The sequence below is a fragment of the Neobacillus drentensis genome, assembly GCF_036962125.1.
Classification (GTDB): domain Bacteria; phylum Bacillota; class Bacilli; order Bacillales; family Cytobacillaceae; genus Neobacillus; species Neobacillus drentensis_B.
Map to the genome: position 1 here is coordinate 58,435 of NZ_JBALOA010000004.1, position 25,489 is coordinate 83,923.

The window sequence follows — 25,489 nt, forward strand, 5'->3', positions numbered from 1 at the left end:
CATTCCCTCCGAAAATGAGGGCCTTTGGGCACAATTAGCGGATTCGTGACCGTTTCCTCTGAAAATACGAGCCGACGGGCACGATTAGCGGGTAAATAATTTCTCGCAAGTAGTCCATACAATTGGGCAAAAAGAATCCAATAAAAAAAGCTCCGGAACTTAAGCCCCGAAGCCAATTTCAGCAAACACCATCCGGTCTCTGCCGTTTATATCATTAACAACCTCAACCTTCGCGTTTGCAAATGCCTTTTGAAAAAGCTCCGCTACCGCTTCGCCCTGACCGGCCCCAATCTCAAACCCAACCAGCGCGCGCTTCTCTAGCACAGAGGGCAGCTCCGTCATAAAGCGGCGGTAAAAATCCAAGCCATCCGTTCCGGCAAACAACGCCCGGTGCGGCTCATGCTCCGTCACAACCTCCGACATCGTCGTGATATCCCCAAGCGGAATATACGGCGGATTCGAAAGGATCACATCAAAGCGAGCCCCGCTCTCCAAAAACGTCCCCAGCAAATCGCCCTGAACAAATTCCACCTCTGCGCCAAGCCGTGCGGCATTCTCCCGCGCCACAGTCAGCGAAGTTTCCGCAATATCAGTACCTGACACCATTAACACTGGCTTCGCAGAACTTTCCGTACCATTTTGGGTACTTGACACCCAAATTTCCGATTCTTCCAGCTTCATGGTAATGGCAATGGCGCCGCTGCCGGTTCCGATGTCAGCGAGCTTGATGACCTGTTTCTCTCCGCCAAACAATCGCTTGATCCGTTGAAGCGCTCCATACACAAGTTCTTCCGTTTCCGGCCTCGGAATCAGCACCTCTTCATTGACGAGAAACTCCCGTCCATAAAACTCCTCCGAACCAATGATATACTGGACCGGTACACCCTTGGCATGATCAAAAATCGCTTGTTCAAAGCCCTCCCACACACCCGGAGCTAACTCGTCGCGCATATTCGCAAACAACTGCGCCCGGCTCATCCCAGTAAAATGGCGCAGCAAAAGCTCTCCTGCATTGGCATCCCGACCTGCTGGACCTAAAAAAGAAGAAGCCCATTGAAGAGCTTCGAATACTTTTTTACTCATTTGAGGCATCTTCCAGCCGGCGCGCCTGATCATCCATAATCAGCGCATCAATGATATCATCGAGCTTGCCTTCCAAAATTTGATCAAGCTTTTGAATCGTTAAACCGATACGGTGGTCCGTCACCCGGTTTTGCGGGAAGTTGTAGGTACGAATCCGCTCCGAACGGTCCCCTGTCCCAACCGCCGATTTACGGACAGAATCATACTCTGCCTGCGCTTCCTGCTGGTACTTATCATATATACGCGCACGTAAAACCTTCATCGCTTTATCCTTGTTCTTATGCTGCGATTTCTCATCCTGAATCGACACGACAATCCCCGTTGGAATATGCGTTAACCTGACCGCTGACATCGTCGTGTTAACGGACTGTCCGCCGGCACCGCTCGATGCAAACGCATCAAAACGAATATCTTTATCATTAATTTCCACGTCTACTTCTTCTGCTTCCGGCAAACAAACTACCGTCGCTGTTGACGTATGAATCCGGCCGCTTGATTCCGTCTCCGGAACACGCTGCACACGGTGTGCGCCATTTTCATACTTCAATTTCGAATAAGCGCCCTGGCCGTTAATCATAAAGCTAATTTCCTTGTAGCCGCCAAGACCTGTTGAATTGGCATCAAGAACATCAATCTTCCAGCCTTGCGCCTCTGCATAACGGCTGTACATCCGATATAAATTCCCCGCAAATAAAGCCGCCTCATCGCCACCCGCTGCCCCGCGGATTTCAAAGATAACGTTTTTGTCATCATTCGGATCCTTCGGAATGAGCAAGATCTTCATCTTCGCTTCTAACTCGACAATTTGCGCTTCAAGCTCATTGACTTCTTCCTTGACCATATCACGCATATCAGAATCCAGCTTCTCATCCAGCATCGCCTTCGCATCCTGAAGTTGCGAGCGCGCGTCTTTATATTCACGATACGTTTGTACTGTTTCTTGTATATCAGATTGTTCTTTTGAATATTCACGTAGTTTTTTTGAATCATTAATAATTTGTGGGTCGCTCAAAAGTTCATTCAACTTTTCATAACGATCTTCCACCGATTGAAGACGATCAAACACAGACTATTCACCTCAATTTTTTGTCCATAACATTCTAATTATAGTATAGGTGAAAACAACCGTCAAAACCAAATTCTTGGGGGAAATTTTTTTCGAGGAAGAATATTGCATTTACACCTATTTATAAAACGGAACTCAGGCTCAGACCACAGAAAAAACATGCCCTGATAATCAGAGCATGCTACCGGCGATTTTCTTTTACGCGTACTTCAATATCGTAGCGCGGCAAGGCCTGAACCAACTTGCGGTGTAATCGTGCTTCTGCCTTATTTTTTCCCTGATCTGACTGCTTTCCTTTTTTATAAACAGTAACCCACATCCGGTCCCCATTGATCCAGACATTATCTGTTTCAAATTCATCCGAAGCGGCAATGACATGTTTAGCCTTAGCAATGTCTTGTCCTGTATTTTTTGCGCCGCCTGCTTCAGACCCACTCCCCGTCCCTTTTAAATCGAGGAAATTAGGATTTTGATTTGTGATATCATCTTCAACCATATGCTGCTTATTCTTGCCTCGGTTGGACATATTCATTGAGGTATCCCGGTCATTGTTGCCTTGGATGGACATATTATTATGGGCCGAATTGTCACTCCGTAGGTCATATGCCTTCTGATTTCCTTGTGCCCCCTGATTCCCAGCACAGCCGCTAACGAAGAGCAGCAAAAATAATGAGAAAAACGATAATTTTTTCATCTTACACCTCCATTACTATCATGCCCGGACCCGACCTGAACAGCACAAGTGAATTAATTCCAAGTGAACACAAAAAAACTGCCCGAGAATCCCCTTCTCAGACAGTTTTAACAGTGTTTAAATCATTTTTGGTGTCAGGTACTAATTATGTAAACTGACGACAACTTATATTAATTTGTTGCTCCTTGCTCAATGCTTGTCCGGTAGACGGCAGTTTTTGGGACTTCGTGGTGGTGGCGGCAGCGAGGCTCGTACGCTTCGGATGCGCCCACTAGGATCACTGGGTCATGGTAGGAAGCTGGATGTCCGTCAATCAAGCGCTGCGTCCGGCTTGATGGAGAACCGCATACAGAACAGACTGCCTGCAGCTTCGTTACCGTTTCAGCAATTGCCATCAACTCAGGCATCTGTCCAAACGGCTCGCCGCGGAAATCCATATCTAGACCCGCACAAACAACACGATGGCCGCTGTCAGCCAACTGCTGCACAATTCGAACAATCCCCTCATCAAAAAACTGCACCTCATCTATTGCAATAATATCGATATCCGCTTCCACATGGTGAAGAATCTCAATCGAATGAGCAATTGGCTTCGCATGAAAAGAAGATCCATTATGAGAAACGACAGATTGATCATGATAGCGATTATCAATTTTCGGCTTAAAGACCGCAATCTTTTGTTTAGCGAACTGAGCACGTCTTACGCGGCGGATCAATTCCTCCGATTTTCCAGAAAACATACTGCCACAGATAACCTCAACCCATCCGCATTGCTTCATTAAATACATAAAACGGCGTCTCCTTCCTAGCAAATCCCTAAAATCTATTTGAAAAAATCAATTTATTTAAATAAAAAACAGGCAAGTAAAGTTGCTGCTTGCCTGTGCTTTTTACAATTATTGTTGTGGTATTTCTGATTTGATGCCGTATTTTTTGTTGAAACGGTCAACACGTCCGCCAGCTTCAGCGAATTTTTGACGACCAGTATAGAATGGATGACATTCCGAACAAGTCTCAACACGGATTTCTTTTTTAACAGATCCAGTTTCAAATGTATTACCACATGCACATGACACCGTTACTGTTTTATAATTTGGATGAATTCCTGCTTTCATTCTTTTCATCTCCTTCCGCCCTGAATCTTTCGAAACAGAGTTATATAAAGCACCTGTCAAAAAAACAAGCACTGAAATACTAAAAACACACTGCACCCATTATAACAAGGGCAACCTATTTTGGCAAGTTGGGATTTGTTGGATTCTTCTTTAAAAGGGCCTGTTGATTTCCGTTCCAGGCACTTCGCTTTCCGCGGGCGGTCCGGGGAGCCTCCTCGTCACTTCTCGCTCCTGCGGGGTCTCCCCTGCCCCGTCCTCCCGCAGGAGTCTTCGTGCCTTCCACTCCAATCAACAGGGTGTCAAAATCAACTATATGTTTTTAACACAGCCCTATTAAAAAGGAACTTATCTAAGAGTCCATAATTAAGCTTGTCCTAGACCTATCCGACTACGAACGTCTTGTTTTTAATTCTTCCCCTAATTGGGCAAAGAACTCCTCATTCGACTTTGTTTGGCGTAATTTTTTCAAGAAGCGCTCAGCAAAGTCTGGTGAATCGGACATCGATTTACGAATCGCCCATAATTTATCTAAATGATCCTTCGGAATCAACAATTCTTCCTTCCGTGTTCCCGAACGACGGATATCAAGCGCAGGGAAAATACGGCGCTCAGCAAGCTGACGGTCAAGATGCAATTCCATATTACCCGTACCTTTAAATTCCTCGTAAATCACGTCATCCATCCGTGAACCGGTATCGACAAGCGCGGTTGCAAGAATCGTTAAGCTGCCGCCCTCTTCAATATTACGGGCAGCCCCGAAGAAACGCTTTGGACGGTGGAAGGCCGCTGGGTCAATTCCACCGGAAAGTGTCCGGCCGCTTGGCGGAATCACCAAGTTATATGCACGAGCCAGACGTGTAATACTATCCATCAGGATGACGACATCACGCTTATGCTCGACTAAACGCATTGCGCGGTCAAGTACGAGCTCGGCTACTTTAATATGATTTTCCGGCACTTCATCAAACGTCGAACTAACCACATCTCCAGCAACGGAACGCTCAATGTCGGTTACTTCCTCGGGACGCTCGTCGATCAACAGCATAATTAATTCTACTTCCGGATGGTTCGTCGTAATGCTATTGGCAATTTCTTTTAACAGCATTGTTTTACCCGCTTTAGGAGGCGCCACAATTAAGCCACGCTGTCCAAAACCAACCGGTGCAATCACGTCCATTATCCTTGTGGAAAGATGTTTTTGAGTGGTCTCTAATTTCATCTGACGGTTTGGATATAATGGTGTCAGTCCTGGGAAGTAAACCCGTTCTTTGGCCGATTCCGGGTCTTCCCCGTTGACGGCTTCAACATGCAGCAGTCCATAGTAGCGCTCATTTTCTTTTGGAGGTCGTACCTTACCGGAAACTTTATCCCCATTACGAAGGTCGAAGCGGCGGATTTGCGATGCAGAAATGTAAATATCCTCTGAGCTTGGCGAGTAGTTAATTGGGCGAAGGAAGCCAAATCCTTCTGATTGGATGATCTCTAAGACGCCTTCCATGAAAAAGTAGCCTTGCTGTTCAGCACGTGATTTGAGGATGGCAAAAATTAATTCTTTTTTTGTTAATTTGCTGTAATAGGTCACTTTAAATTCGCGAGCAAGCTCATAAAGCTCCTTCAGCTTCATATTTTCTAAACTTGAAATTGTTAAGTCCATTTGTGCACCACACTTTAATTATTTTCAATCAGATATTGTTAAGAGAGTTGAGGAATAATGATAGAAGTAGAAATGAAATGAATAGAATTGCAGAAATAATGCATAATAAAACAATTACTATTTTACCCTCTATGCAAAAAATTAATCAACTAATATTTCTATTATTATTCATTGGGAATTTGTTCAATTTGGAGTTTACTTAAAATTCCAATGGAGTGTAATAGGAGTTATTTAAATTAAGAGACGGTGGCCATGCGGGGTACCTGACGCCAGATGGTGTCAGGTACCTTACTATTGGCACCGTCTATTTAATCACTAGATTAGGTTTTTTCTTTAAGCTGTGACGGCCTTCGACAAAGCGAACGGTGCCTGATTTAGCACGCATGACAATTGAATGCGTGGAGCCATAGGACCCTTTGAATTGAACACCACGAAGCAATTCTCCGTCTGTGACGCCTGTTGCTGCAAAAATGGCATCATCGCCTCTCACTAGGTCTTCCATCCGGAGGACACGATTCACATCGAGGCCCATTTTGATGCAGCGCTCAAGTTCAGCATCGCTTTGCGGAAGAAGCCTCCCGATAATTTCGCCGCCAAGGCACTTCAAGGCAACCGCTGACAGGACGCCTTCTGGAGCACCGCCGGAGCCAAATAGAATATCGACACCAGTGTTATCAAACGCTGTATTAATGGCACCTGCCACGTCACCGTCATTGATCAATTTAATCCTTGCACCGGCTTCACGAAGCTGGGCAATGATATGCTCATGACGAGGGCGATTTAAAACCGTCGCAACAACATCCTCGATATCTTTATTTTTCGCCTTTGCGACAGCTTTTAAATTGTCCAAAACCGACGCATTAATATCGACATGTCCTACTGCTTCCGGGCCAACCGCGATTTTTTCCATATACATATCAGGAGCATGAAGGAGATTACCATGATCAGCCACGGCCAAAACAGCTAAGGCATTCCAGCCGCCTGATGCTAAAATATTGGTGCCTTCAAGTGGGTCAACGGCAACGTCGACACGCGGCCCATAGCCTGTCCCAAGTTTTTCACCAATATAAAGCATCGGAGCCTCATCCATTTCCCCTTCGCCAATTACAACCGTACCCTTCATTGGTACCGTATCAAACACATCACGCATCGCCGAGGTAGCTGCACCGTCAGCTTCATCTTTTTTTCCACGGCCCATCCAGCGGGCGGAAGCAAGTGCTGCTGCTTCGGTAACACGAACTAGCTCCATCGATAAACTTCTCTCCATAGTTCCCCAACTCTCCTTGTGTCTTGGCTTCTCCTGTATCTGTATACTGTAAGCGTTAAGCGCTTTCTGTAACGCTCCACTTTTCTATCTATCTAAATGGAGCACCCCGCCTTAAACGGGGTGGTTCCGCTTTTCTATTGTCTAGCTCCACCACCCCAACGGCTAGTGTCCTTCGCTCTTTTCCCTACGATAAGTCAACATCGAATNNTTCCTTTATCTCAGTCAAAGCGCTCCAGGACATACGCCGCTAAACGGGGTGGTTCCGCTTTTCTAAGTATTTTTCATCTGTTCGACTTCTTCTTTTGTTAACGCTTCCCGCCAAACTGTGGCGCCGAGGCCGTTTAGTTTTCCGACGAGGTCGCTGTAGCCGCGGTCAATGTGCTCGAGTCCGGTTACTTCGGTAATTCCTTCGGCCATCAATCCGGCAATGAAGAGTGCGGCACCTGCTCTGAGGTCGCTTGCCTTCACTTTAGCCCCTTGCAGTTGAATCGGGCCATTAATAATCGCTGAGCGCCCTTCGACCTTAATATTGGCGTTCATTCTTCTTAATTCATCGATATGCTTAAAGCGGGCTCCATAAATCGTATCCGTCACGACACTTGAACCGGTTGCTTTGGTCAAAAGTGAGGTGAACGGCTGCTGCAAATCGGTAGGAAAGCCCGGATAGACGAGCGTTTTAATATCGACGGCTTTTAGTTTCGTAGAACCATCAACAAACACTTGATCATCGCCCGATTCAACACGGACACCCATTTCACGCAGTTTAGCAATCAATGATTCTAAATGCTGCGGGATGACGTTGTCGATTAATACACCCTCACCAACGGCAGCGCCCAAAATCATATACGTGCCGGCTTCAATCCGGTCAGGAATAATCGTGTGGCGGCAGCCATGGAGCGAATCCACCCCATCGATGCGGATCACGTCCGTACCTGCCCCTTTGATTTTCGCACCCATACTAGTTAACAACGTCGCTACATCGATGATTTCCGGCTCTTTTGCTGCATTTTCAATCACGGTCCGGCCTTTGGCACGAACGGCCGCGAGCATGATATTAATCGTAGCGCCTACACTGACGACATCAAGATAGATACGGGCCCCGCGAAGCTCGTCCGCCCGTAAATAAATCGCACCCTGTTCGTTGGTAATTTGAGCTCCAAGTGCTTCGAAGCCTTTAATATGCTGATCAATCGGTCTTGGTCCTAAATGGCAGCCGCCAGGTAAGCCAATCACTGCTTTTTTGAAACGGCCAAGCATTGCACCCATTAAGTAATAAGAAGCACGGAGCTTTTTTACTTTCCCGTTTGGCAGGGGCATGGAAATCATGGTAGATGGGTCAACCGTCATATCATCATCAGAGAGCTGAACTTTTCCTCCAATTTCTTCAAGGAGATCCTTCAAGATTTCAACGTCTGAAATGTCCGGCAATCCCTCAATTGTCACTGGTGATTCCGCTAAAATTGTTGCAGGAATTAATGCAACGGCACTATTTTTTGCCCCGCTGATCCGAACAGTTCCCTTTAACGGATATCCACCCGCAATTTTAAGTTTTTCCATATTCGACTCCCTTCTAAGCCCTTGTAAGTCAATCGGTACAATCCGCTTATTACGAAATGAGGCTCTAGGTATATTTTTCCAAGATAAAAAGTCAAAATCCGACAGCTTGTCTATCCTTTAGTTTACACCAAAAATCTATTTTCATGTATGGCTTGCAAAAATTTTTACACGAAATGGGAATAATTATGCTTCTGAACGGGAATTCCAATCTTTTTAGAAGCTTTCAATTTCTTTTTGAAATTCATCTTTTTTCGTGTTTTCGACTAAATTTTCAAATATCTTATTACAGACGGAAACCGCCCTTTTACCTAAGGACGGTTTCATTTTATCATAACTGGGACAAAGATGAAATGTTGTTAGACATTCGACATCTTTCCCGTATTTAAGCTTTGCCTGAAGAACCGAATTCGCGAATTTTGCCAATAACAGTTGTTTTGATCGCTTCACGAGCTGGTCCTAAATATTTACGTGGATCGTACTCTTCAGTTAATGCAGCTAATGTTTCACGAACTGCTTTAGCAGAAGCAATTTGATTTTCAGTGTTTACGTTAATTTTCGCTGTTCCAAGAGAAACAGATCTTTGGATATCCTTTGTTGGGATTCCAGTTCCGCCGTGAAGAACTAATGGAAGACCAGTAATCTTGCCGATTTCCTCCATTTCAGCAAAACCAAGGTGTGGTTCGCCTTTGTAAGGTCCGTGAACAGAGCCTAATGCAGGTGCAAGGCAATCAATGCCCGTACGTTTAACTAACTCTTCACATTCTTTTGGATCTGCATAGATGACGCCTTCAGCAACAACATCGTCTTCCTGGCCGCCAACAGTTCCTAATTCTGCTTCAACAGACACACCTTTTGAATGCGCATAGTCAACTACTTTAGAAGTAATTTCAATATTTTCTTCAAATGGGTGGTGAGAAGCATCGATCATAACAGATGTGAAGCCAGCATCAATCGCTTCTTTACACTTGTCAAAGCTTGAACCGTGATCAAGGTGAATTGCCACAGGAACGGTAATTTTCAAATCTTCCATTAAGCCTTCAACCATTTTTACAACAGTTTTGAAGCCGGACATATAACGAGCAGCACCCTCAGAAACACCAAGAATCACAGGTGAATTCTCTGCTTGAGCAGCTTGAAGAATCGCTTGTGTAAATTCTAAGTTATTTAAGTTAAATTGCCCAACCGCATAGCCTTCATTCTTTGCTTTAATGAGCATTTCTTTCATTGAAACTAATGGCATTTCTATTCCTCCTTAAATTAGGTCAATATCTTTTTAAAAAATGGCCTTCCATAATAAGGTTTTCCCTCAAATTTACGGATTATGTATCACTTGAAAAAGATATCCAACCAGTAAAAAGTTCATATGTATCATATCAAACCAAGGTTCGAAATGCCATTAAATTGATGCTGTTTTGTAAACTGTCATAATGAAAGCGTGCACATTTAACCTATACACACTTACTTTATATTTTCACAAAAAAAAACGAGCCTAATTCATCTTTTGAGGAATATGTTTGCGAACCGCCGCCCGAATATCATCAATATCAAAAGGCTTGGCAAAATGGGTAATCGCCCCAAGGTCCTTCGCTTCCTGAATCATATCGAGCTCCCCATAGGCCGTCATAATAATCACGCGGATATCCGGGTCAATTACTTTCATTCTTTTTAAAATCTCAATTCCGTCCATTCCAGGGATTTTCATATCCAATAAGACAAGGTCAGGGTCATGTTTGGTCACAATTTCAAGGGCCTGAATGCCATTGGCTGCCTGATATGTTTGATACCCCTCTTTTTGAAACACTTCATTTAGTAAAATTCTAATGCCAAATTGATCATCTACAATTAAAATTTTCTCTTTCATAACTCCACCTCTTCCTTGGTTACTTTTCTCTTTTTATTATCCCAACATCTATCACTTGTTATATTTCTCTATTTGGAAAATAATCTCCTGCTATTTTTTATAGATTTTGTATTTATTTTTGCAATATCGAAAAAATGCTTATAATAAAGGGGTGAAAAGGAGGGTTTTTATGTTAAAAATGTTTACCACCCAATTAACCGGTTTGTTCAAACGGCTTGAGGAAAAGGAAGAATATTCGTTTGAAGATGGAGCTCGCTTGCTTGCACAGGGGTCTATATATATTTTCGCGACAAAGGAAATGAAGGCTGTCGAGTTCGAGGCGATGGAGGGTGCGGAGCCGTTTAAGAGTGTTCGAGTTTTTAAGTCGGCTGAGGAATTAACGGAAGCAGACCGTGTATTGATGTTCACGCGTTATTCAAGTGATGTGGAAGCACTTGAGGTAGCCAAACAGCTTAATGATAAGGGGATTCCCCTTGTTGTTGTGGCGACAGTGGTTTCTGAAGGAGATCAATTGCAGGAATTAGCTGATCTCGTCATAGATTTACGGTTAACCAAAGGATTGCTCCCGGATGAGGAAGGGAATCGCTATGGCTATCCATCTTCAATGGCCGCTTTGTTTGTTTATTATGGTTTAAAGTTTACAGTGGAGGAAATTCTCGCTGAATATGAGGATTAATTTTTGATTTTTTATTGCCCTGGATTATTTCCCAGGGATTTTTTTATTTTAGCGGGTCAATTTTCTTGTCTGAGACCTTTTGTGCGAAAATCGGGGTGTTTTGTGCCTGAATTTAATGGTTTTGTGCAAGTTTGGCCACCTTTTGTGCGAGTTTTCAAACGTTTTGTGCCATTTTTGAGTGGTTTTGTGCAAAAGATATATTTTGGAAATTACCCTTTTAAAAAAGACCTGTCTTTCTAAAAAAAGCCTGTTCCCTTTAAAAAAGAGAACAGGCTCCAATCAATTTTTACTTCTGCAATGATGCTTTAATAAAATCACGGAACAATGGCTGTGGACGATTTGGTCTGGAGACAAACTCCGGATGGAACTGTGATGCCACAAACCACGGATGATCCTTCAACTCAACAATTTCCACTAAGCGTCCGTCTGGGCTCGTGCCTGAGAAAATAAAGCCTGCTGCTTCCATCTCTTGACGGAAATGATTGTTAAATTCATAGCGATGACGGTGACGCTCATAAACAACCTCATCCTCATACGCTTCATACGCCTTCGTACCCTCAATAATACGTGCTGGATATAGACCCAAACGCAAGGTTCCGCCCAAATCCTCAACATCCTTCTGCTCAGGTAACAAATCAATGATTGGATACGCTGTTTCCGGTACAAACTCGGCGGAATGAGCCCCCTCTAATCCAAGAACATTGCGTGCAAATTCAATCGTTGCCAACTGCATTCCTAAACAAATGCCAAGGAATGGCTTCTTCTGCTCACGAGCATAGCGAGTCGCTTCAATCTTCCCTTCAATCCCGCGGTCACCAAAGCCGCCAGGAACAAGAACCCCATCGACATCATCTAGAAGCTCGGCCACATTTTCACGGGTCACATCTTCTGAATTAATCCATTTGATTTCAACATCTGTATCAAACGCATAACCGGCATGCTTCATCGCCTCAACCACTGAAATATAGGCATCCTGAAGCTCCACATATTTTCCGACAAGTCCAATCCGCGTCTTTCCAGATAGGTTAACCACACGGTCAACGAGTGCCTTCCACTCTGTCATTTCGGCTTCATTCGTCACCAATTTCAAATGATCACAGACAATTTGATCCATGTTTTGCTCTTGAAGGGCAAGTGGAATTGAATAAAGTGTATCTGCATCCATACATTCGATTACCGCTTTGGCATCAATATCGCAGAACAAAGCAATCTTATCCTTCATGTCCTGTGAAACAGGCATTTCTGTCCGAACCACGATGATGTTTGGCTGAATTCCAAGGCTGCGCAGCTCTTTTACGCTGTGCTGAGTCGGTTTCGTTTTCATTTCACCGGCTGCCTTGATGTACGGAATTAACGTACAGTGAATGTACATCACATTTTCCGAGCCGATATCACTCTTGATTTGGCGAATGGCTTCTAGGAATGGGAGCGATTCAATGTCCCCTACTGTACCACCGATTTCTGTAATCACGACATCAGCATTGGTTTCTTTGCCGGCACGGAAGCAGCGCTCCTTAATTTCATTCGTGATATGCGGAATAACCTGGACGGTCGCACCTAAATAATCACCGCGGCGCTCTTTACGTAAAACCGTTGAGTAAATTTTTCCAGTTGTTACATTGGAATACTTGTTTAAATTAATATCGATAAAACGCTCATAGTGACCTAAGTCCAAATCCGTTTCAGCGCCATCACCGGTTACGAACACTTCACCATGCTGGTAAGGACTCATTGTTCCAGGGTCTACGTTAATATAAGGGTCAAACTTTTGAATCGTTACACTTAAGCCCCGATTTTTCAATAAACGTCCTAATGATGCTGCTGTAATTCCTTTTCCTAGTGATGACACCACACCACCAGTTACAAAAATATATTTTGTCATAAATATTCCCCCTCTTATACAGTTTGTACATTATTCAGTTTGTTTAAGGGTTTTTGTAAAAAAATATTTTCCTTACGCCCAAAAAAAATGAAAAACTCCGCGAAGCATGAGTTTTTTGAACAATAAAAAACGCCCGCCTACCTGTGGTAGGGAGCGTATGATAAGTAAATAATGTATCGTCCTCTTTTTAAGGAGCCCAAAAAAGATAATACAAGGGCATGGAACAAAAGTCAAGTGGATTAGTCCTCTTCTAGTTCATCCTCATCAAAGACTTCTTCTTCTTCTTCAAGGTCATCTTCAAGATCATCGTCTTCATCCAATTCAATGTCTAGTTCATCCTCAATGACATCCTCATCGTCAAGATCAAGATCTTCGTCCTCATCAAGATCAAGATCTTCTTCATCATCTAGAAGATCATCTTCATCGTCAAAGTCATCAAAGTCATCTTCAATATCATCGACTTCATCGAAATCTTCGAGTTCGTCTTCGTCGACAACTTTCTTCGCCTTCTTCTTCTTAGGTTTCACAACTGCTACCACTTCTTCTTCAGCTGTATCGACTGGATACCAGACACGAAGTCCCCAGCGATTGCTTCCCAATGATAGAAAACGGCCATCAACATTTATGTCCGTGTAAAATTGTGCTAGTCGTGTGCGAATTTCCTCATCAGAAATCCCCGCTGCCTTTTTAATTTCCTGAAGTAGATCAGCAAAGGCGATCGGTTGCTTGCTATTTTTCAAAAACTCATACGCCATTTCCATTAGGGAAAACTCTTGTAATTCCTCTTTTGAGTATTGTGCTAAACTCAATATAGGCACTTCCTTTCTCTATTTAACACTCTTAGAAGAGTGATAACGGACTATTAATTAATTGATTTTGAGAGCAGACTAACTCCCAGAAAGCATATTCTTCATTATAAACAAATTCTTCCGGTTTATGCTAGTGCTAGTGGGTTGTTTCACTTGATTTTTTGCGGACGTGCTTTTTCACTATCATTTTTCTTCGCGGCCTTTAGCTTTTTCAGCTCTTTCAGCGATATCACTAGAAAGAAGATTGCTAGCAGCAAGAACGAGATTGCTCCTAATTGACGTTGATAGAGATAATTTAGCGGCCAGGCAAACACTATTAAAATCACCAATATATAGCTTATCCTCATTTGCTCACCTGCCCAAATCCCTAGAAGTATGTACACGCTAAATAGATTATATAAGATAAACGCAAAATTTAATATCTCATAAAATAAGATTTATTACAAAAATTGGTGTCAGGTACCATGTGAAAACTTCACATGGTACCTGACACCCTATAAAATCTTACATATTCCTTCGGTATTGCCCGCCCACTTCATAAAGGGCGCGTGTAATTTGGCCGAGGCTGGCGACTTTGACGGTTTCCATCAGCTCGGCGAAGATGTTGCCATTGTTGACTGCAGCCTGTTTTAAGCGCTGCAAAGCTTGCCCTGCTTCCCCGGCATGACTTTCCTGGAAGGTTCGTAAATTGTGAATTTGTAATTCCTTTTCCTCGTAAGATGCCCGTGCTAATTCCATACTATTGACTTCTTCAGCAGACGGAGGATTTGGATTTAAATACGTATTCACACCGATAATCGGTAATTCACCGGTATGCTTTTTCATCTCATAGTACATCGATTCATCCTGAATTTTACCGCGCTGGTACTGAGTTTCCATCGATCCAAGCACACCGCCGCGGTCATTCAAGCGCTCAAACTCCTGGAGCACCGCTTCCTCCACAAGATCCGTCAATTCCTCAACAATAAACGAACCCTGCAAAGGATTTTCATTTTTCGACAAGCCATGCTCTTTGGTAATAATCATCTGAATCGCCATGGCGCGGCGCACTGATTCCTCGGTTGGCGTTGTAATCGCTTCATCATAGGCATTTGTATGAAGAGAATTACAGTTATCCTGCAAGGCCATTAACGCCTGAAGTGTCGTCCGAATATCATTAAAATCAATTTCCTGTGCATGCAAGGAACGACCCGATGTCTGGACATGGTATTTCAATTTTTGACTGCGCTCGTTGGCACTATATTTATCGCGCATCACCGTTGCCCAAATCCGGCGAGCCACCCGGCCGATGACGGTATACTCCGGATCCAAGCCATTTGAAAAGAAGAACGACAAGTTCGGCGCAAAATCATCAATCTTCATACCGCGGCTCAAATAATACTCCACATAAGTAAAACCATTCGACAAGGTGAACGCCAACTGCGAAATCGGATTAGCGCCCGCTTCGGCAATATGATAACCCGAAATCGACACCGAATAATAGTTCCTCACTTGATGGTCAATGAAATATTGCTGAATATCCCCCATCATCCGCAGTGCAAATTCAGTTGAAAAGATACAGGTGTTTTGACCTTGGTCTTCTTTTAAAATATCAGCCTGAACCGTACCACGTACCGTCCTTAATGTATAGGCACGAACCACCGCGAATTCTTCCACCGTTAAGACCCGGCCAAGTTCCGCTTCCTTCCGCTGTACCTGCTGATCAATCGCTGTATTCATGAACATCGCTAAAATAATCGGTGCCGGACCATTGATCGTCATCGACACGGATGTTGATGGATGACATAAATCAAAGCCGTCATACAACTTTTTCATATCATCTAAGGTACAAACACTAACACCGCTTTCGCCAACTTTCCCAAAAATGTCCGGGCGATGGTCCGGATCCTCACCATACAGCGTCACCGAATCAAACGCCGTACTTAACCGCTTCGCGTCATCATCCTTCGATAAATAATGGAAGCGGCGGTTCGTGCGTTCTGGTGTCCCTTCGCCGGCAAACTGGCGTTTTGGATCTTCCCCTTCCCGCTTGAACGGGAATACCCCTGCCGTGTACGGGAATGAACCAGGTACGTTTTCCTGGTACACCCAGCGGAGGATTTCACCGTAATCTTTATAACGCGGCAGAACCACTTTCGGTATATCTAGCCCTGATAAGCTTTTTGATTTTAACACGGTAATAATCTCTTTATCACGGATTCTCGTCACAAACTTGTCAGCCGCATACGCAGCCTTCGTTTCTGCCCACGAAGCAAGGATTTTCCTAGATTCCGGTGTTAGACGTGCTTCCGTCTCATGCTTGACCGCTTCTAACGCAGCAATCACACCCGCATCACTTACCGCCGCAATCGCTCCCTCTATCTGAAATAACTTCCGAGCAAGCTCAGCCTGTTCTTCCGCCTTCTTATGATAGCCGCGTACCGTTTCGGAAATTTCCCGTAAATAATAACGACGATCGGTTGGGATAATCACATTCTGCTTTTCAACAAGAGCATTTTTCCCAAACGATGTCACCCAATCAGTTGACAGTTTCTCATTTATTTTTTCAATCAACGCTGCAAACAATCCATTTGTGCCCGGATCATTAAACTGACTGGCGATCGTGCCATAGACCGGCATGTCATCGATGTCCTTTTCAAACAGCATATGTGAGCGCTGGTACTGCTTTTGCACCTGACGCTTCGCATCCTCTGAACCCTTACGCTCAAACTTATTGATGACAATTAGGTCGGCAAAGTCAATCATATCAATCTTCTCAAGCTGTGACGGCGCCCCAAACTCACTCGTCATCACATACAAAGACACATCGCAAATCTCCGTGATGCCTGCATCCCCCTGGCCAATCCCACTCGTCTCAACAATGACGAGGTCAAAACCAGCCGCCTTCGTGACCGCAACTGCATCCTTTATCGCCAGTGACAATTCACTTTTTGAATGCCTCGTCGCCAGTGAGCGCATGTACACATTCGGCGAAAAAATCGCATTCATCCGGATCCGGTCCCCAAGCAGGGCACCGCCCGTCTTTTGCTTCGTCGGGTCAACTGACAGAATCGCCACCTTTTTATCGGGCAATTCATTAATAAAGCGGCGAATCAATTCATCCGTCAACGAACTTTTCCCAGCACCGCCCGTCCCCGTGATCCCAACAACAGGAATCCGCTTCTCAAGCGACTTCACCTGATCGAGCACTTGCTCAGCTGCAGCCGCCGCCTCGTTCTTTCCATCGACATGAAGCTCCGCAATCGTAATCAGCTTCGCCACCGCATTTACATCCCCGCTCGGCAGCTTCTCCATCTGCTCCGCTACATCGGCAGGAACCGTCGCAAAATCGCACTCCTCGAGCATCCGGTCAATCATGCCCTGCAGACCCATCCTGCGGCCATCCTCCGGTGAAAAAATCCACGAAATCCCGTACTCATGCAGCTCATCAATCTCACGCGGGATAATCACCCCGCCGCCGCCGCCAAAAATCCGGATATGCGGCGCACCCTTCTCCTTCAACAAATCATACATATATTTGAAGTACTCCACATGACCGCCTTGATACGAAGAAATCGCAATCCCCTGCACATCCTCCTGAATCGCCGCATTCACAACCTCTTCCACCGAACGGTTATGACCCAGGTGAATCACCTCCGCCCCACTCGCCTGCAGAATCCGCCTCATAATATTGATCGAAGCATCATGCCCATCAAACAAACTCGAAGCCGTAACAAAACGAATATGATGCTTTGGCTGATAATTCCCCATCGTTCTCCCCCTTTTTATGCAAACTATGTTACTTTTCAGACCCTTTTAATAAAAATGAACTCCATTCCCTGTTCGCCACTTGCCAGTATTACAACTTTGCTTGTGTCGACGTTTGAATTCCGTGGAACAATTGCTCCGTTTGCAGTTCAATATACTCATCTAGGGTATATAACTTTTGCAGCGCCCAGCGTCGGAACGCCCACATTTGACCTTTAACGATGATGTTATGTGAGATCAACTCAACCTGTTTTTCCGATAACTGCAGTTCGCCATTTTCCACACAGCGAACTAACAGACTCTCAAACATCGCCGCCATTTCGAATTCTTTTTTCAGCACATATGGAAGAGCATCCTTCGTCAGCGATTTTGCTTCTTGATACATGACCAGCACTTCATCCTGCATCTCATCGACAACACGGAAATAATGCCCGACCCCCAACTTCAGACTTGAAAGGGTCCCTATTTTCTGTTCGAGGTCCTGCTCCAGACGTTCACGAACATGGTCATAAATACTGTCGCAGACGAGATAAAGAACGTCTTCCTTTGAGCGAATATATTCGTAAAGGGTCCCAATACTGAACCCTGCGGCTTTGGCAATTTCCCTTGTTGTTGTCCGGTGAAAGCCTTTCTCCTTAAAAAGGGTGACCGCCCCTTTAATCATTTGGTCACGCCTTTTCTGGACCAGGCGTTCATCCTTTACAGAAGCCAGTACTTCCCGTTTTTTCATCATCCTCTTACCGCCTTACTTCGTAATCATCCGCGAGATAACGAGACGTTGAATTTCTTGGGTACCTTCATAGATTTGCGTAATTTTTGCATCACGCATGAAGCGCTCAACTGGATAATCCTTCGTATAGCCATAGCCGCCAAATACCTGTACGGCCTCCGTTGTTACCTTCATCGCTGTATCGCCGGCAAACAACTTGGACATCGCTGATTCCTTGCCGTACGGCAGACCTTGTGACTCCAGCCAGGCCGCTTGGTAAGTTAATAATCTTGAAGCCTCAATCCCTGTCGCCATATCGGCCAACTTAAAACCAATTCCTTGATTGGCCGCGATTGGTTTGCCAAATTGATGACGTTCCTTTGCATAGTCCACCGCAGCGTCGAGCGCACCTTGAGCAATTCCCACAGCTTGAGCGGCAATACCGTTCCGGCCGCCATCAAGGGTCATCATCGCAATTTTAAAGCCTTCGCCTTCTTCGCCAAGTCGATTCGCAACCGGAACCCTGCACTCTTCAAAAATGATTTCCGTTGTCGGTGAGGAACGAATGCCAAGTTTCTTTTCCTTTTTTCCAACGGAGAAGCCAGGGAAGTCGCTTTCAATAATAAATGCGGTCGTTCCTTTTTGTCTGCTTGCTGGGTCCGTCAGTGCAAACACCACATAAATATCAGCGACACCGCCATTGGTAATAAAGATTTTTGAACCATTAAGGACATAATAATCGCCATCGCGACGGGCGGTCGTTCTCATCGCGCCGGCATCCGAACCACTGCCAGGCTCAGTTAAGCCGTACGCGCCAATCTTCGTTCCTTCTGCCAATGCACGAAGATAGGTTTGCTTTTGCTCTTCATTGCCGAATTTGTAAATCGGCCAGCCCGCGAGCGAGGTATGGGCAGAGAGCATTACGCCTGTTGATGCGTCCACACGGGACAATTCTTCAACGGCAATACAATAGGCCAGATAATCACTGCCAATCCCGCCGTACTCTTCCGGCCACGGAATCCCCGTTAAGCCAAGTTCCGCCATTTTTTCAAAAATCTCACGGTCGAAGCGTTCTTCCTCATCACGTTCCGCGGCGGTCGGGGCCACTTCATTCCGTGCAAAATCACGAACCATTTTCCGAATCATTTCATGTTCTTCAGATAGTTTAAAGTTCATTTCAAGTCCTCCTATTTGGATGAATGTATGATAAATGTCTAGATTACGCGCTTAAAGGCTCGTGGTTCTACAGCCAATGAGCCGCCTTCCTGCTCTCATCTTATGGCTGTTGCTCTTGAGCAAGCTTTTCCTTATAGATGCTTACTAATCACGATCCGTTGTATTTCACTTGTACCTTCATAGATTTCGGTAATTTTTGCATCACGGAAATAGCGCTCGACTGGATAATCCTCGGTGTAGCCGTAGCCGCCAAAGACTTGAATCGCTTCAGTGGTGACTTCGACCGCTGTTTTTGTAGCGAACAGTTTCGCCATCGACGCCTCCAACGTACATTTCAACCCTTGGGTTCTTAAGGATGCCGCCCGGTAGACTAATAGTCTTGAAGCCTCAACGCTCGTTGCCATGTCAGCAAGCTTAAAGCCAATCCCTTGCTGCGCAGCAATCGGCTTGCCAAATTGGTGGCGGTCCCCCGCATAGGCGGTTGCTGCGGCCAGTGCGGCCTCGGCTATCCCAAGTGCCTGGGTCGCAATCCCAATGCGGCCGACATCGAGGTTGGCCATCGCAATTTTAAAGCCTTCGCCCTCAGCACCAAGCAGGTTCTCCACTGGGACATGCATGTCTTCGAATGTCAGCTGGACGGTTCTGGAACCGTGCAAGCCCATTTTCTTTTCATCCTTGCCGACGATAAAGCCGGGAGTATTTTTTTCAACGATAAACGCGGAAATCCCCTTGCTGCCCAGTTCAGGATTCGTTTTCGCAAACACAATATAGACATCAGCCTCGCCGCCGTTCGTAATGAACACCTTAGAGCCGTTAATGACGTAATGATCACCCTTCTTGACCGCACGCGACTTTAAGCTGGCGGCATCCGAACCGGAACTTGGCTCCGTTAAGCAAAACGCACCGAGGTACTCCCCTGAAGCCAGCTTTGGCACATACCTTTCTTTCTGTTCTTCTGTTCCAAAATAAACAATCGGGTTCGTACAGACGGAGGTATGAACAGAAAGAATCACACCGATGGTTGCACTTACTCTCGAAAGTTCATTAATTGCCAGAATATAAGAGGTAAAATCCATTGCGGCACCGCCGTATTTTTCAGGGACAGGAATGCCCATTAAGCCAAGCGCGCCCATTTTGCGGAGGATTTCACGCGGAAATTCGCCCCGCTCCATATTTTCAATAAATGGGACAATTTCGCTGTTGGCAAAATCGCGAACCATTTTTCGCATCATTTCTTGTTCTTCGGTGAATGTAAGATTCATGGTGGTCTCCCCTTTGGAGGAATGTAAAAGCGTAGTACTCATCATCATCCGACCCCTTTTCGAAGAAACTATGTTTATTCGTACGTATAAAAACCGCGCCCAGATTTCTTGCCGAGCCAGCCTGCTTTCACATATTTACGGAGGAGCGGGCATGGACGGTATTTGTCATCGCCAAAGCCTTGGTGAAGCGTTTCCATAATATACAGACATGTGTCTAAGCCGATAAAATCAGCCAAGGTTAACGGCCCCATCGGGTGGTTCATGCCAAGCTTCATCACTTCATCGATTGCTTCCTTCGTGGCGACACCCTCATAAAGCGTATAAATTGCTTCATTGATCATTGGCATCAGAATGCGATTTGAAACAAAACCTGGGAAGTCATTCACTTCTACCGGAACCTTGCTTAAGGTTTTGGTCATATCTTCAATCACTTGATAGACCTCATCAGCGGTTGCAAGGCCGCGGATGATCTCGACAAGCTTCATCACAGGCACCGGATTCATGAAGTGCATGCCGATGACCTTTTCTGGACGGTTGGTGGCTACTGCAATTTCGGTAATTGGCAAGGATGAGGTATTGCTTGCAAGAATCGCGTGTGCTGGAGTGATTTCATCGAGTTGGGCAAAGATTTTTGTCTTGATGTCCATATTTTCAACGGCGGCTTCAATGACGAGGTCGACGTCACGGGCATCATTTAAGTCGGCAGACGCGGTAATGTTGCTGAGAGTTTCTTGTTTTTGTTCTTCGGTTAGGCGGCCTTTATCGACGTTCCTTGTAAGTATTTTATTGATTCCGGCTAGGCCGCGTTCCACAAACTCAGGTTTTAAATCATTAAGAACGACCTTGTATCCTGCCTGTGCACAAACTTGAGCAATACCGGAGCCCATTTGTCCTGCCCCAATGACCATCAGCTTTGAAATCTTCATTTTTTTCCCTCCGAAGAAGGCCGGAAGTGGGTCCGGCCTAGACATTTTATATTTTTTTGAACTCTTTTTAGCTGTTTTGAGATATTTCCCCTCTAAAAATAGCTCAATTCTGTTTTTATTTGGTTTTCATGACTCTCTTAATCTAGTTTTTGATGTTTTGTGCAAAATACAAGTGGTTTTGTACCATTTGGAAGTGGTTTTGTGCCATTTTCCGATAGTTTTGTGCGAAAAATTGGGTGTTTTGTGCAATTAGCCATTTTATGGAAATTAACCACCCTTTTAATTAAGCCGTAATACTGATTAACCGCGTGGAACCTCAATCATCACAGCATCGCCTTGACCGCCGCCTGAGCAAATCGCAGCAATTCCGACACCGCCGCCACGGCGCTTTAGTTCATGCATTAATGTCAAAATAATCCGTGCCCCGCTTGCCCCAATTGGGTGTCCTAAGGCAACCGCACCGCCATTCACATTGACCTTTTCCGGATCGAGACCGGCAATTTTTCCACTGACTAGCGCAACTGCCGCAAAGGCTTCATTGATTTCAAATAAATCAATTTCTTCCAAAGATTTGCCTGTTCTTCGTAAAAGTTCATTAATGACAAGGCCCGGTGTTTTTGGAAAGTCCTTTGCTTCAACAGCTACGGCGGCATGACCAACAATCACGGCTCCCACCTGCTTGCCCTCGCGAAGCGCGCGCTCTTCACTCATTAACACCAGTGCTGCGGCCCCATCATTTACCCCAGGAGCATTCCCTGCTGTAATCGTGCCAGTCGAGTTAAAGACCGGTGCTAATTTTGACAAACGCTCCAATGAAGTATCTTTACGCGGTGCTTCATCCGTTGTAACCATTACCGGAGCCCCTTTGCGCTGCGGGACCTCAACTGTTACAATTTCTTCTGCAAATTTGCCATTTTCGATCGCCTCAATCGCCCGGGTATGACTCCTTAATGCCCACTCGTCCTGTGCCGCGCGGCTAATTTCCATATCTGCCGCAGCAGAGTTGCCGTAAGTGCCCATGTGAACACCCGTAAAGCTGCATGTTAGACCGTCATGAATCATCAAATCCTTGACCTGTGCATCACCCATTCGGAAGCCCCAGCGTGCTTTCGGCAGAAGATACGGTGCGTTGCTCATCGATTCCATTCCGCCTGCGACGATCACTTCCTCATCACCAGCGCGAATGATTTGATCTGCCAACGTAACACTGCGCATTCCAGATGCACAGACCTTATTAATCGTTTCTGTCTTCACTTCCCATGGCAGTCCCGCGTGATTCGCTGCTTGTCGGGATGGAATTTGCCCCTGACCTCCTTGTAAAACAGACCCAAGGATGACTTCCTGAACCTCTTCTGGCTTAACTCCAGCACGAACGATTGCCTCTTTTACCGCAATTCCGCCCAGCTGCGAGGCTGTAAAGCTGCTTAATGCTCCCCCTAATTTTCCAAAAGGTGTTCTAACCCCGCTTAAAATAACCGTTCTTCCCATTCAAAACACTCTCCTCTTTTATTATTCAATCAGTTAAAGTGGCCGGGCAGCGACTGAACGCTCGCTCGGGTCGAATCCAAAAAAAAGAAATGCAGCACTCTGTCTTTAAAAATGGAAATGTAAGCGTTTTATTTATCTATACATTCTATTCTACATAAAAAAGAACAGAAGTTGAAATGTTTTACACAAAATTTTTAAAATTTTATGAATAGGTCAACAAATCAACTTCTGCACTTCACTAAAAATTTAGGCCACTTCCTCGCAGACGGCTTTTTCAAGCAATTCGGCCACATCATAAGTGGAAACCTTTTCTTCGACCTCTTTGGCCTTTGTTCCGTCGGACAGCATCGTTAAACAGTAAGGACAGCCGGAACTGATTACCGATGGATTCACTGCTAGGGCCTGTTCCGTTCTAGCCACGTTGATACGGTGCCCTGTTTCTTCTTCCATCCACATCAAACCGCCGCCAGCACCACAGCACATTGCTTTTTCATGGTTCCGCTCCATTTCAAGAAGCTTCACACCCGGAATCGCTTTAAGAATCTCACGAGGGGCGTCATAGACATCATTGTAGCGCCCTAAATAACAAGAATCATGGAAGGTAATCGTTTCATCAACCTTATTTTTCGGCACAAGCTTGCCATCTCGAACTAGCTCATAAAGAACTTCCGTATGATGGAACACCTCGACATCGGTTAAACCGAAATCAGGGTATTCATTTTTGAAAATATTATAGGCATGCGGGTCAATCGTCACGATCTTCTTGACCTCCGCCTTTTCAAACTCTTCGATATTTTTCACTGCCAGGTCTTGGAATAAGAATTCATTGCCAAGACGGCGCGGTGTGTCGCCAGAGTTCTTCTCTTTGTTGCCAAGGATGGCAAATTTCACGCCCGCCTCATTGAGCAGTTTTGCAAACGATAAGGCAATCTTTTGGCTGCGGTTATCGTAGGAACCCATTGCTCCAACCCAGAAGAGGTATTCAAATTCTTCGCCGGCTTTGTTCATTTCCTTCACTGTTGGAATATGAACATCCTCGCGGGCTTCGCGCCAAGTTTCGCGCTCTTTTCGATTTAAGCCCCATGGGTTGCCCTGGCGTTCAATATTTGTCATCGCGCGCTGTGCATCCGCGTCTAATTTTCCTTCTGTTAATACTAAGTAGCGGCGCAGGTCAATAATTTTATCGACATGCTCATTCATAACTGGGCATTGGTCTTCACAATTTCGGCATGTCGTACAACCCCAAATTTCTTCTTCGGTAATCACGTCACCAATCAAGCTTGGGCTGTATGCGGAAGCAGCCGCCGATTCCTGTGCCCCTTGACCTGCTGAAGCAAGCGCCAGTTGATTCCCCTTCGTATTCCCAAAGGCAAAGGTTGGCACCCATGGCTGTTTCGATGTCACAACCGCCCCATGGTTCGTTAAATGATCACGAAGCTTTACGATTAAATCCATCGGTGACAGCATTTTTCCTGTTCCTGTTGCCGGACACATGTTGGTACAGCGGCCGCACTCCACACAGGCATAGAAATCAATCATTTGATGCTGCGTAAAATCTTCAATTTTGCCAACCCCAAATGATTCTTGGGACTCATCTTCAAAATCCACTTTTTTCAGCTTACCCGGTTTATCCAAACGATTAAAATAGACATTTGCCGGTCCTGCAATTAAGTGGGCATGTTTGGACTGTGGAACGTACACTAAGAACGTTAACAGGAATAATAAATGAACCCACCATGCCATATAGAAAATGACAATTGAAGCCGTTTCACCAATCCCTGCAAAAATAACGGAGATCGCTGAAGCGACAGGCTCTGTCCAGGACGTATCTTCCCCATGCCAAATGAGGCCCATTCCGTTGCCTAGTAAGACAGAAAGCATTAAGCCGCCAATAAAGATTAAGACAAGCCCTGACTTAAAGTTACGCTTTAAGCGGACTAATTTTTCGACATAACGGCGGTAAAATGCCCAGATGACTGCCACTAAAATCATTAAGGTGACCAGCTCTTGGAAAAAAGTAAAGCCTGCATAGAGCGGTCCGAGCGGCAGGTGTGCCCCTGGTTTAATCCCTTTGATAATAAAATCAATCGCTCCAAATTGGACAAGGATAAATCCGTAGAAGAACATAACGTGCATAATTCCGCTTTTTTTATCCTTGAGCAGTTTCTTTTGGCCGAAGACATTGACCCAAATTTTTTCGAGACGCTCTTTGACATTGTTATCAAACTCGACTTTCTTCCCGAGCTTAATATATTCAATCCGTGTTTTGACCACATAGACGAACAGACTGACTGCGTAAGCGGTTACAGCGAGAAACGCAATCAAGTTAACCCATAATAAACCATTCATACCTAGTACCCCTTTCTATGTTTTTCCTCTTAACTACTTTGAAAATAATTAATTTTCAGAATCTACACTTAACTCTATTATATTATGAATGAGCATTCAGTCAAATGATTTTTCGAAAGTTTGACTAACTTATAGAAATGAGTCCTTTCGGCAAAACTAACAAAACTG

The 25,489-nt window shown here is 45.0% G+C and carries 21 protein-coding genes; 1 reads left to right on the top strand and 20 read right to left on the bottom strand.

The window, feature by feature from the left end:
- Nucleotides 1–159: 159 nt before the first annotated feature.
- From prmC to V7121_RS03845, 10 genes are all read right to left on the bottom strand, one after another.
- On the bottom strand, nt 160–1,083 hold the full coding sequence (prmC, locus tag V7121_RS03800) for a peptide chain release factor N(5)-glutamine methyltransferase (RefSeq protein ID WP_335497083.1): 924 nt from the start codon (nt 1,081–1,083) through the stop codon (nt 160–162).
- Nucleotides 1,076–2,149, bottom strand: a complete 1,074-nt coding sequence (gene prfA, locus V7121_RS03805; RefSeq protein WP_335497085.1) for a peptide chain release factor 1 — start codon at nt 2,147–2,149, stop codon at nt 1,076–1,078. Before prfA ends, prmC begins: the two co-directional genes overlap by 8 nt.
- Nucleotides 2,150–2,330: 181 nt before the next feature.
- On the bottom strand, nt 2,331–2,843 hold the full coding sequence (locus V7121_RS03810) for a hypothetical protein (RefSeq protein ID WP_335497087.1): 513 nt from the start codon (nt 2,841–2,843) through the stop codon (nt 2,331–2,333).
- A gap of 170 nt (nt 2,844–3,013) precedes the next feature.
- Nucleotides 3,014–3,631 (bottom strand): thymidine kinase, encoded by a 618-nt coding sequence (locus tag V7121_RS03815; RefSeq protein WP_335497088.1) that lies wholly within the window; start codon nt 3,629–3,631, stop codon nt 3,014–3,016.
- A gap of 108 nt (nt 3,632–3,739) precedes the next feature.
- A complete protein-coding gene (rpmE, locus tag V7121_RS03820) occupies nt 3,740–3,958 on the bottom strand; it encodes a 50S ribosomal protein L31 (RefSeq protein ID WP_335497090.1) in 219 nt (72 codons plus the stop codon).
- Nucleotides 3,959–4,346: 388 nt separating this feature from the next.
- Entirely contained in the window at nt 4,347–5,612 is a 1,266-nt protein-coding gene (gene rho / locus V7121_RS03825; RefSeq protein ID WP_335497094.1) for a transcription termination factor Rho, read from the bottom strand.
- A gap of 304 nt (nt 5,613–5,916) precedes the next feature.
- Nucleotides 5,917–6,879, bottom strand: a complete 963-nt coding sequence (glpX, locus tag V7121_RS03830) for a class II fructose-bisphosphatase (protein WP_335497096.1) — start codon at nt 6,877–6,879, stop codon at nt 5,917–5,919.
- Nucleotides 6,880–7,149: 270 nt separating this feature from the next.
- Nucleotides 7,150–8,436 carry a UDP-N-acetylglucosamine 1-carboxyvinyltransferase gene (locus V7121_RS03835; protein WP_335497098.1) on the bottom strand — a complete coding sequence of 429 codons (1,287 nt, stop codon included), beginning with the start codon at nt 8,434–8,436 and terminating at the stop codon, nt 7,150–7,152.
- A 382-nt stretch (nt 8,437–8,818) separates the two neighbouring features.
- On the bottom strand, nt 8,819–9,676 hold the full coding sequence (locus tag V7121_RS03840) for a class II fructose-bisphosphate aldolase (RefSeq protein WP_335497101.1): 858 nt from the start codon (nt 9,674–9,676) through the stop codon (nt 8,819–8,821).
- A 249-nt stretch (nt 9,677–9,925) separates the two neighbouring features.
- Entirely contained in the window at nt 9,926–10,297 is a 372-nt protein-coding gene (locus tag V7121_RS03845; RefSeq protein ID WP_026568193.1) for a response regulator, read from the bottom strand.
- Nucleotides 10,298–10,466: 169 nt separating this feature from the next.
- Here V7121_RS03845 and V7121_RS03850 point away from each other — a divergent pair, with 169 nt between their 5' ends.
- The gene (locus V7121_RS03850; protein ID WP_335545790.1) at nt 10,467–10,973 is read left to right on the top strand and encodes a DUF2529 domain-containing protein; all 507 of its coding nucleotides are present in this window, start codon (nt 10,467–10,469) and stop codon (nt 10,971–10,973) included.
- A 286-nt stretch (nt 10,974–11,259) separates the two neighbouring features.
- On the opposite strand, the gene V7121_RS03855 is transcribed toward V7121_RS03850, so the two are convergent.
- The 10 genes from V7121_RS03855 to V7121_RS03900 all read right to left on the bottom strand — a co-directional run bounded on the left by V7121_RS03855 (nt 11,260) and on the right by V7121_RS03900 (nt 25,321).
- Nucleotides 11,260–12,855: a CTP synthase gene (locus V7121_RS03855; protein ID WP_335497107.1), complete on the bottom strand. Its 1,596-nt coding sequence runs from the start codon at nt 12,853–12,855 to the stop codon at nt 11,260–11,262.
- A gap of 239 nt (nt 12,856–13,094) precedes the next feature.
- Nucleotides 13,095–13,664, bottom strand: coding sequence for a DNA-directed RNA polymerase subunit delta (gene rpoE, locus V7121_RS03860; protein WP_335497109.1), 570 nt, complete (start codon nt 13,662–13,664; stop codon nt 13,095–13,097).
- Between the two features lie 149 nt (nt 13,665–13,813).
- Nucleotides 13,814–14,011, bottom strand: coding sequence for a hypothetical protein (locus tag V7121_RS03865; RefSeq protein ID WP_335497112.1), 198 nt, complete (start codon nt 14,009–14,011; stop codon nt 13,814–13,816).
- Nucleotides 14,012–14,168: 157 nt separating this feature from the next.
- Complete coding sequence (icmF, locus tag V7121_RS03870; RefSeq protein WP_335545792.1) at nt 14,169–17,414, bottom strand: fused isobutyryl-CoA mutase/GTPase IcmF; 3,246 nt, start codon at nt 17,412–17,414, stop codon at nt 14,169–14,171.
- An 88-nt stretch (nt 17,415–17,502) separates the two neighbouring features.
- Nucleotides 17,503–18,141, bottom strand: coding sequence for a TetR/AcrR family transcriptional regulator (locus V7121_RS03875; protein WP_335497162.1), 639 nt, complete (start codon nt 18,139–18,141; stop codon nt 17,503–17,505).
- A gap of 15 nt (nt 18,142–18,156) precedes the next feature.
- Entirely contained in the window at nt 18,157–19,296 is a 1,140-nt protein-coding gene (locus V7121_RS03880; RefSeq protein ID WP_335497118.1) for an acyl-CoA dehydrogenase, read from the bottom strand.
- A gap of 131 nt (nt 19,297–19,427) precedes the next feature.
- Nucleotides 19,428–20,558, bottom strand: a complete 1,131-nt coding sequence (locus tag V7121_RS03885; RefSeq protein WP_335497120.1) for an acyl-CoA dehydrogenase — start codon at nt 20,556–20,558, stop codon at nt 19,428–19,430.
- Nucleotides 20,559–20,632: 74 nt separating this feature from the next.
- Nucleotides 20,633–21,484 carry a 3-hydroxybutyryl-CoA dehydrogenase gene (locus V7121_RS03890; protein WP_335545873.1) on the bottom strand — a complete coding sequence of 284 codons (852 nt, stop codon included), beginning with the start codon at nt 21,482–21,484 and terminating at the stop codon, nt 20,633–20,635.
- 300 nt (nt 21,485–21,784) lie between these two features.
- A complete protein-coding gene (locus tag V7121_RS03895) occupies nt 21,785–22,972 on the bottom strand; it encodes an acetyl-CoA C-acetyltransferase (RefSeq protein WP_335545794.1) in 1,188 nt (395 codons plus the stop codon).
- 246 nt (nt 22,973–23,218) lie between these two features.
- A complete protein-coding gene (locus tag V7121_RS03900; RefSeq protein WP_335545796.1) occupies nt 23,219–25,321 on the bottom strand; it encodes a (Fe-S)-binding protein in 2,103 nt (700 codons plus the stop codon).
- Nucleotides 25,322–25,489 lie beyond the last annotated feature (168 nt).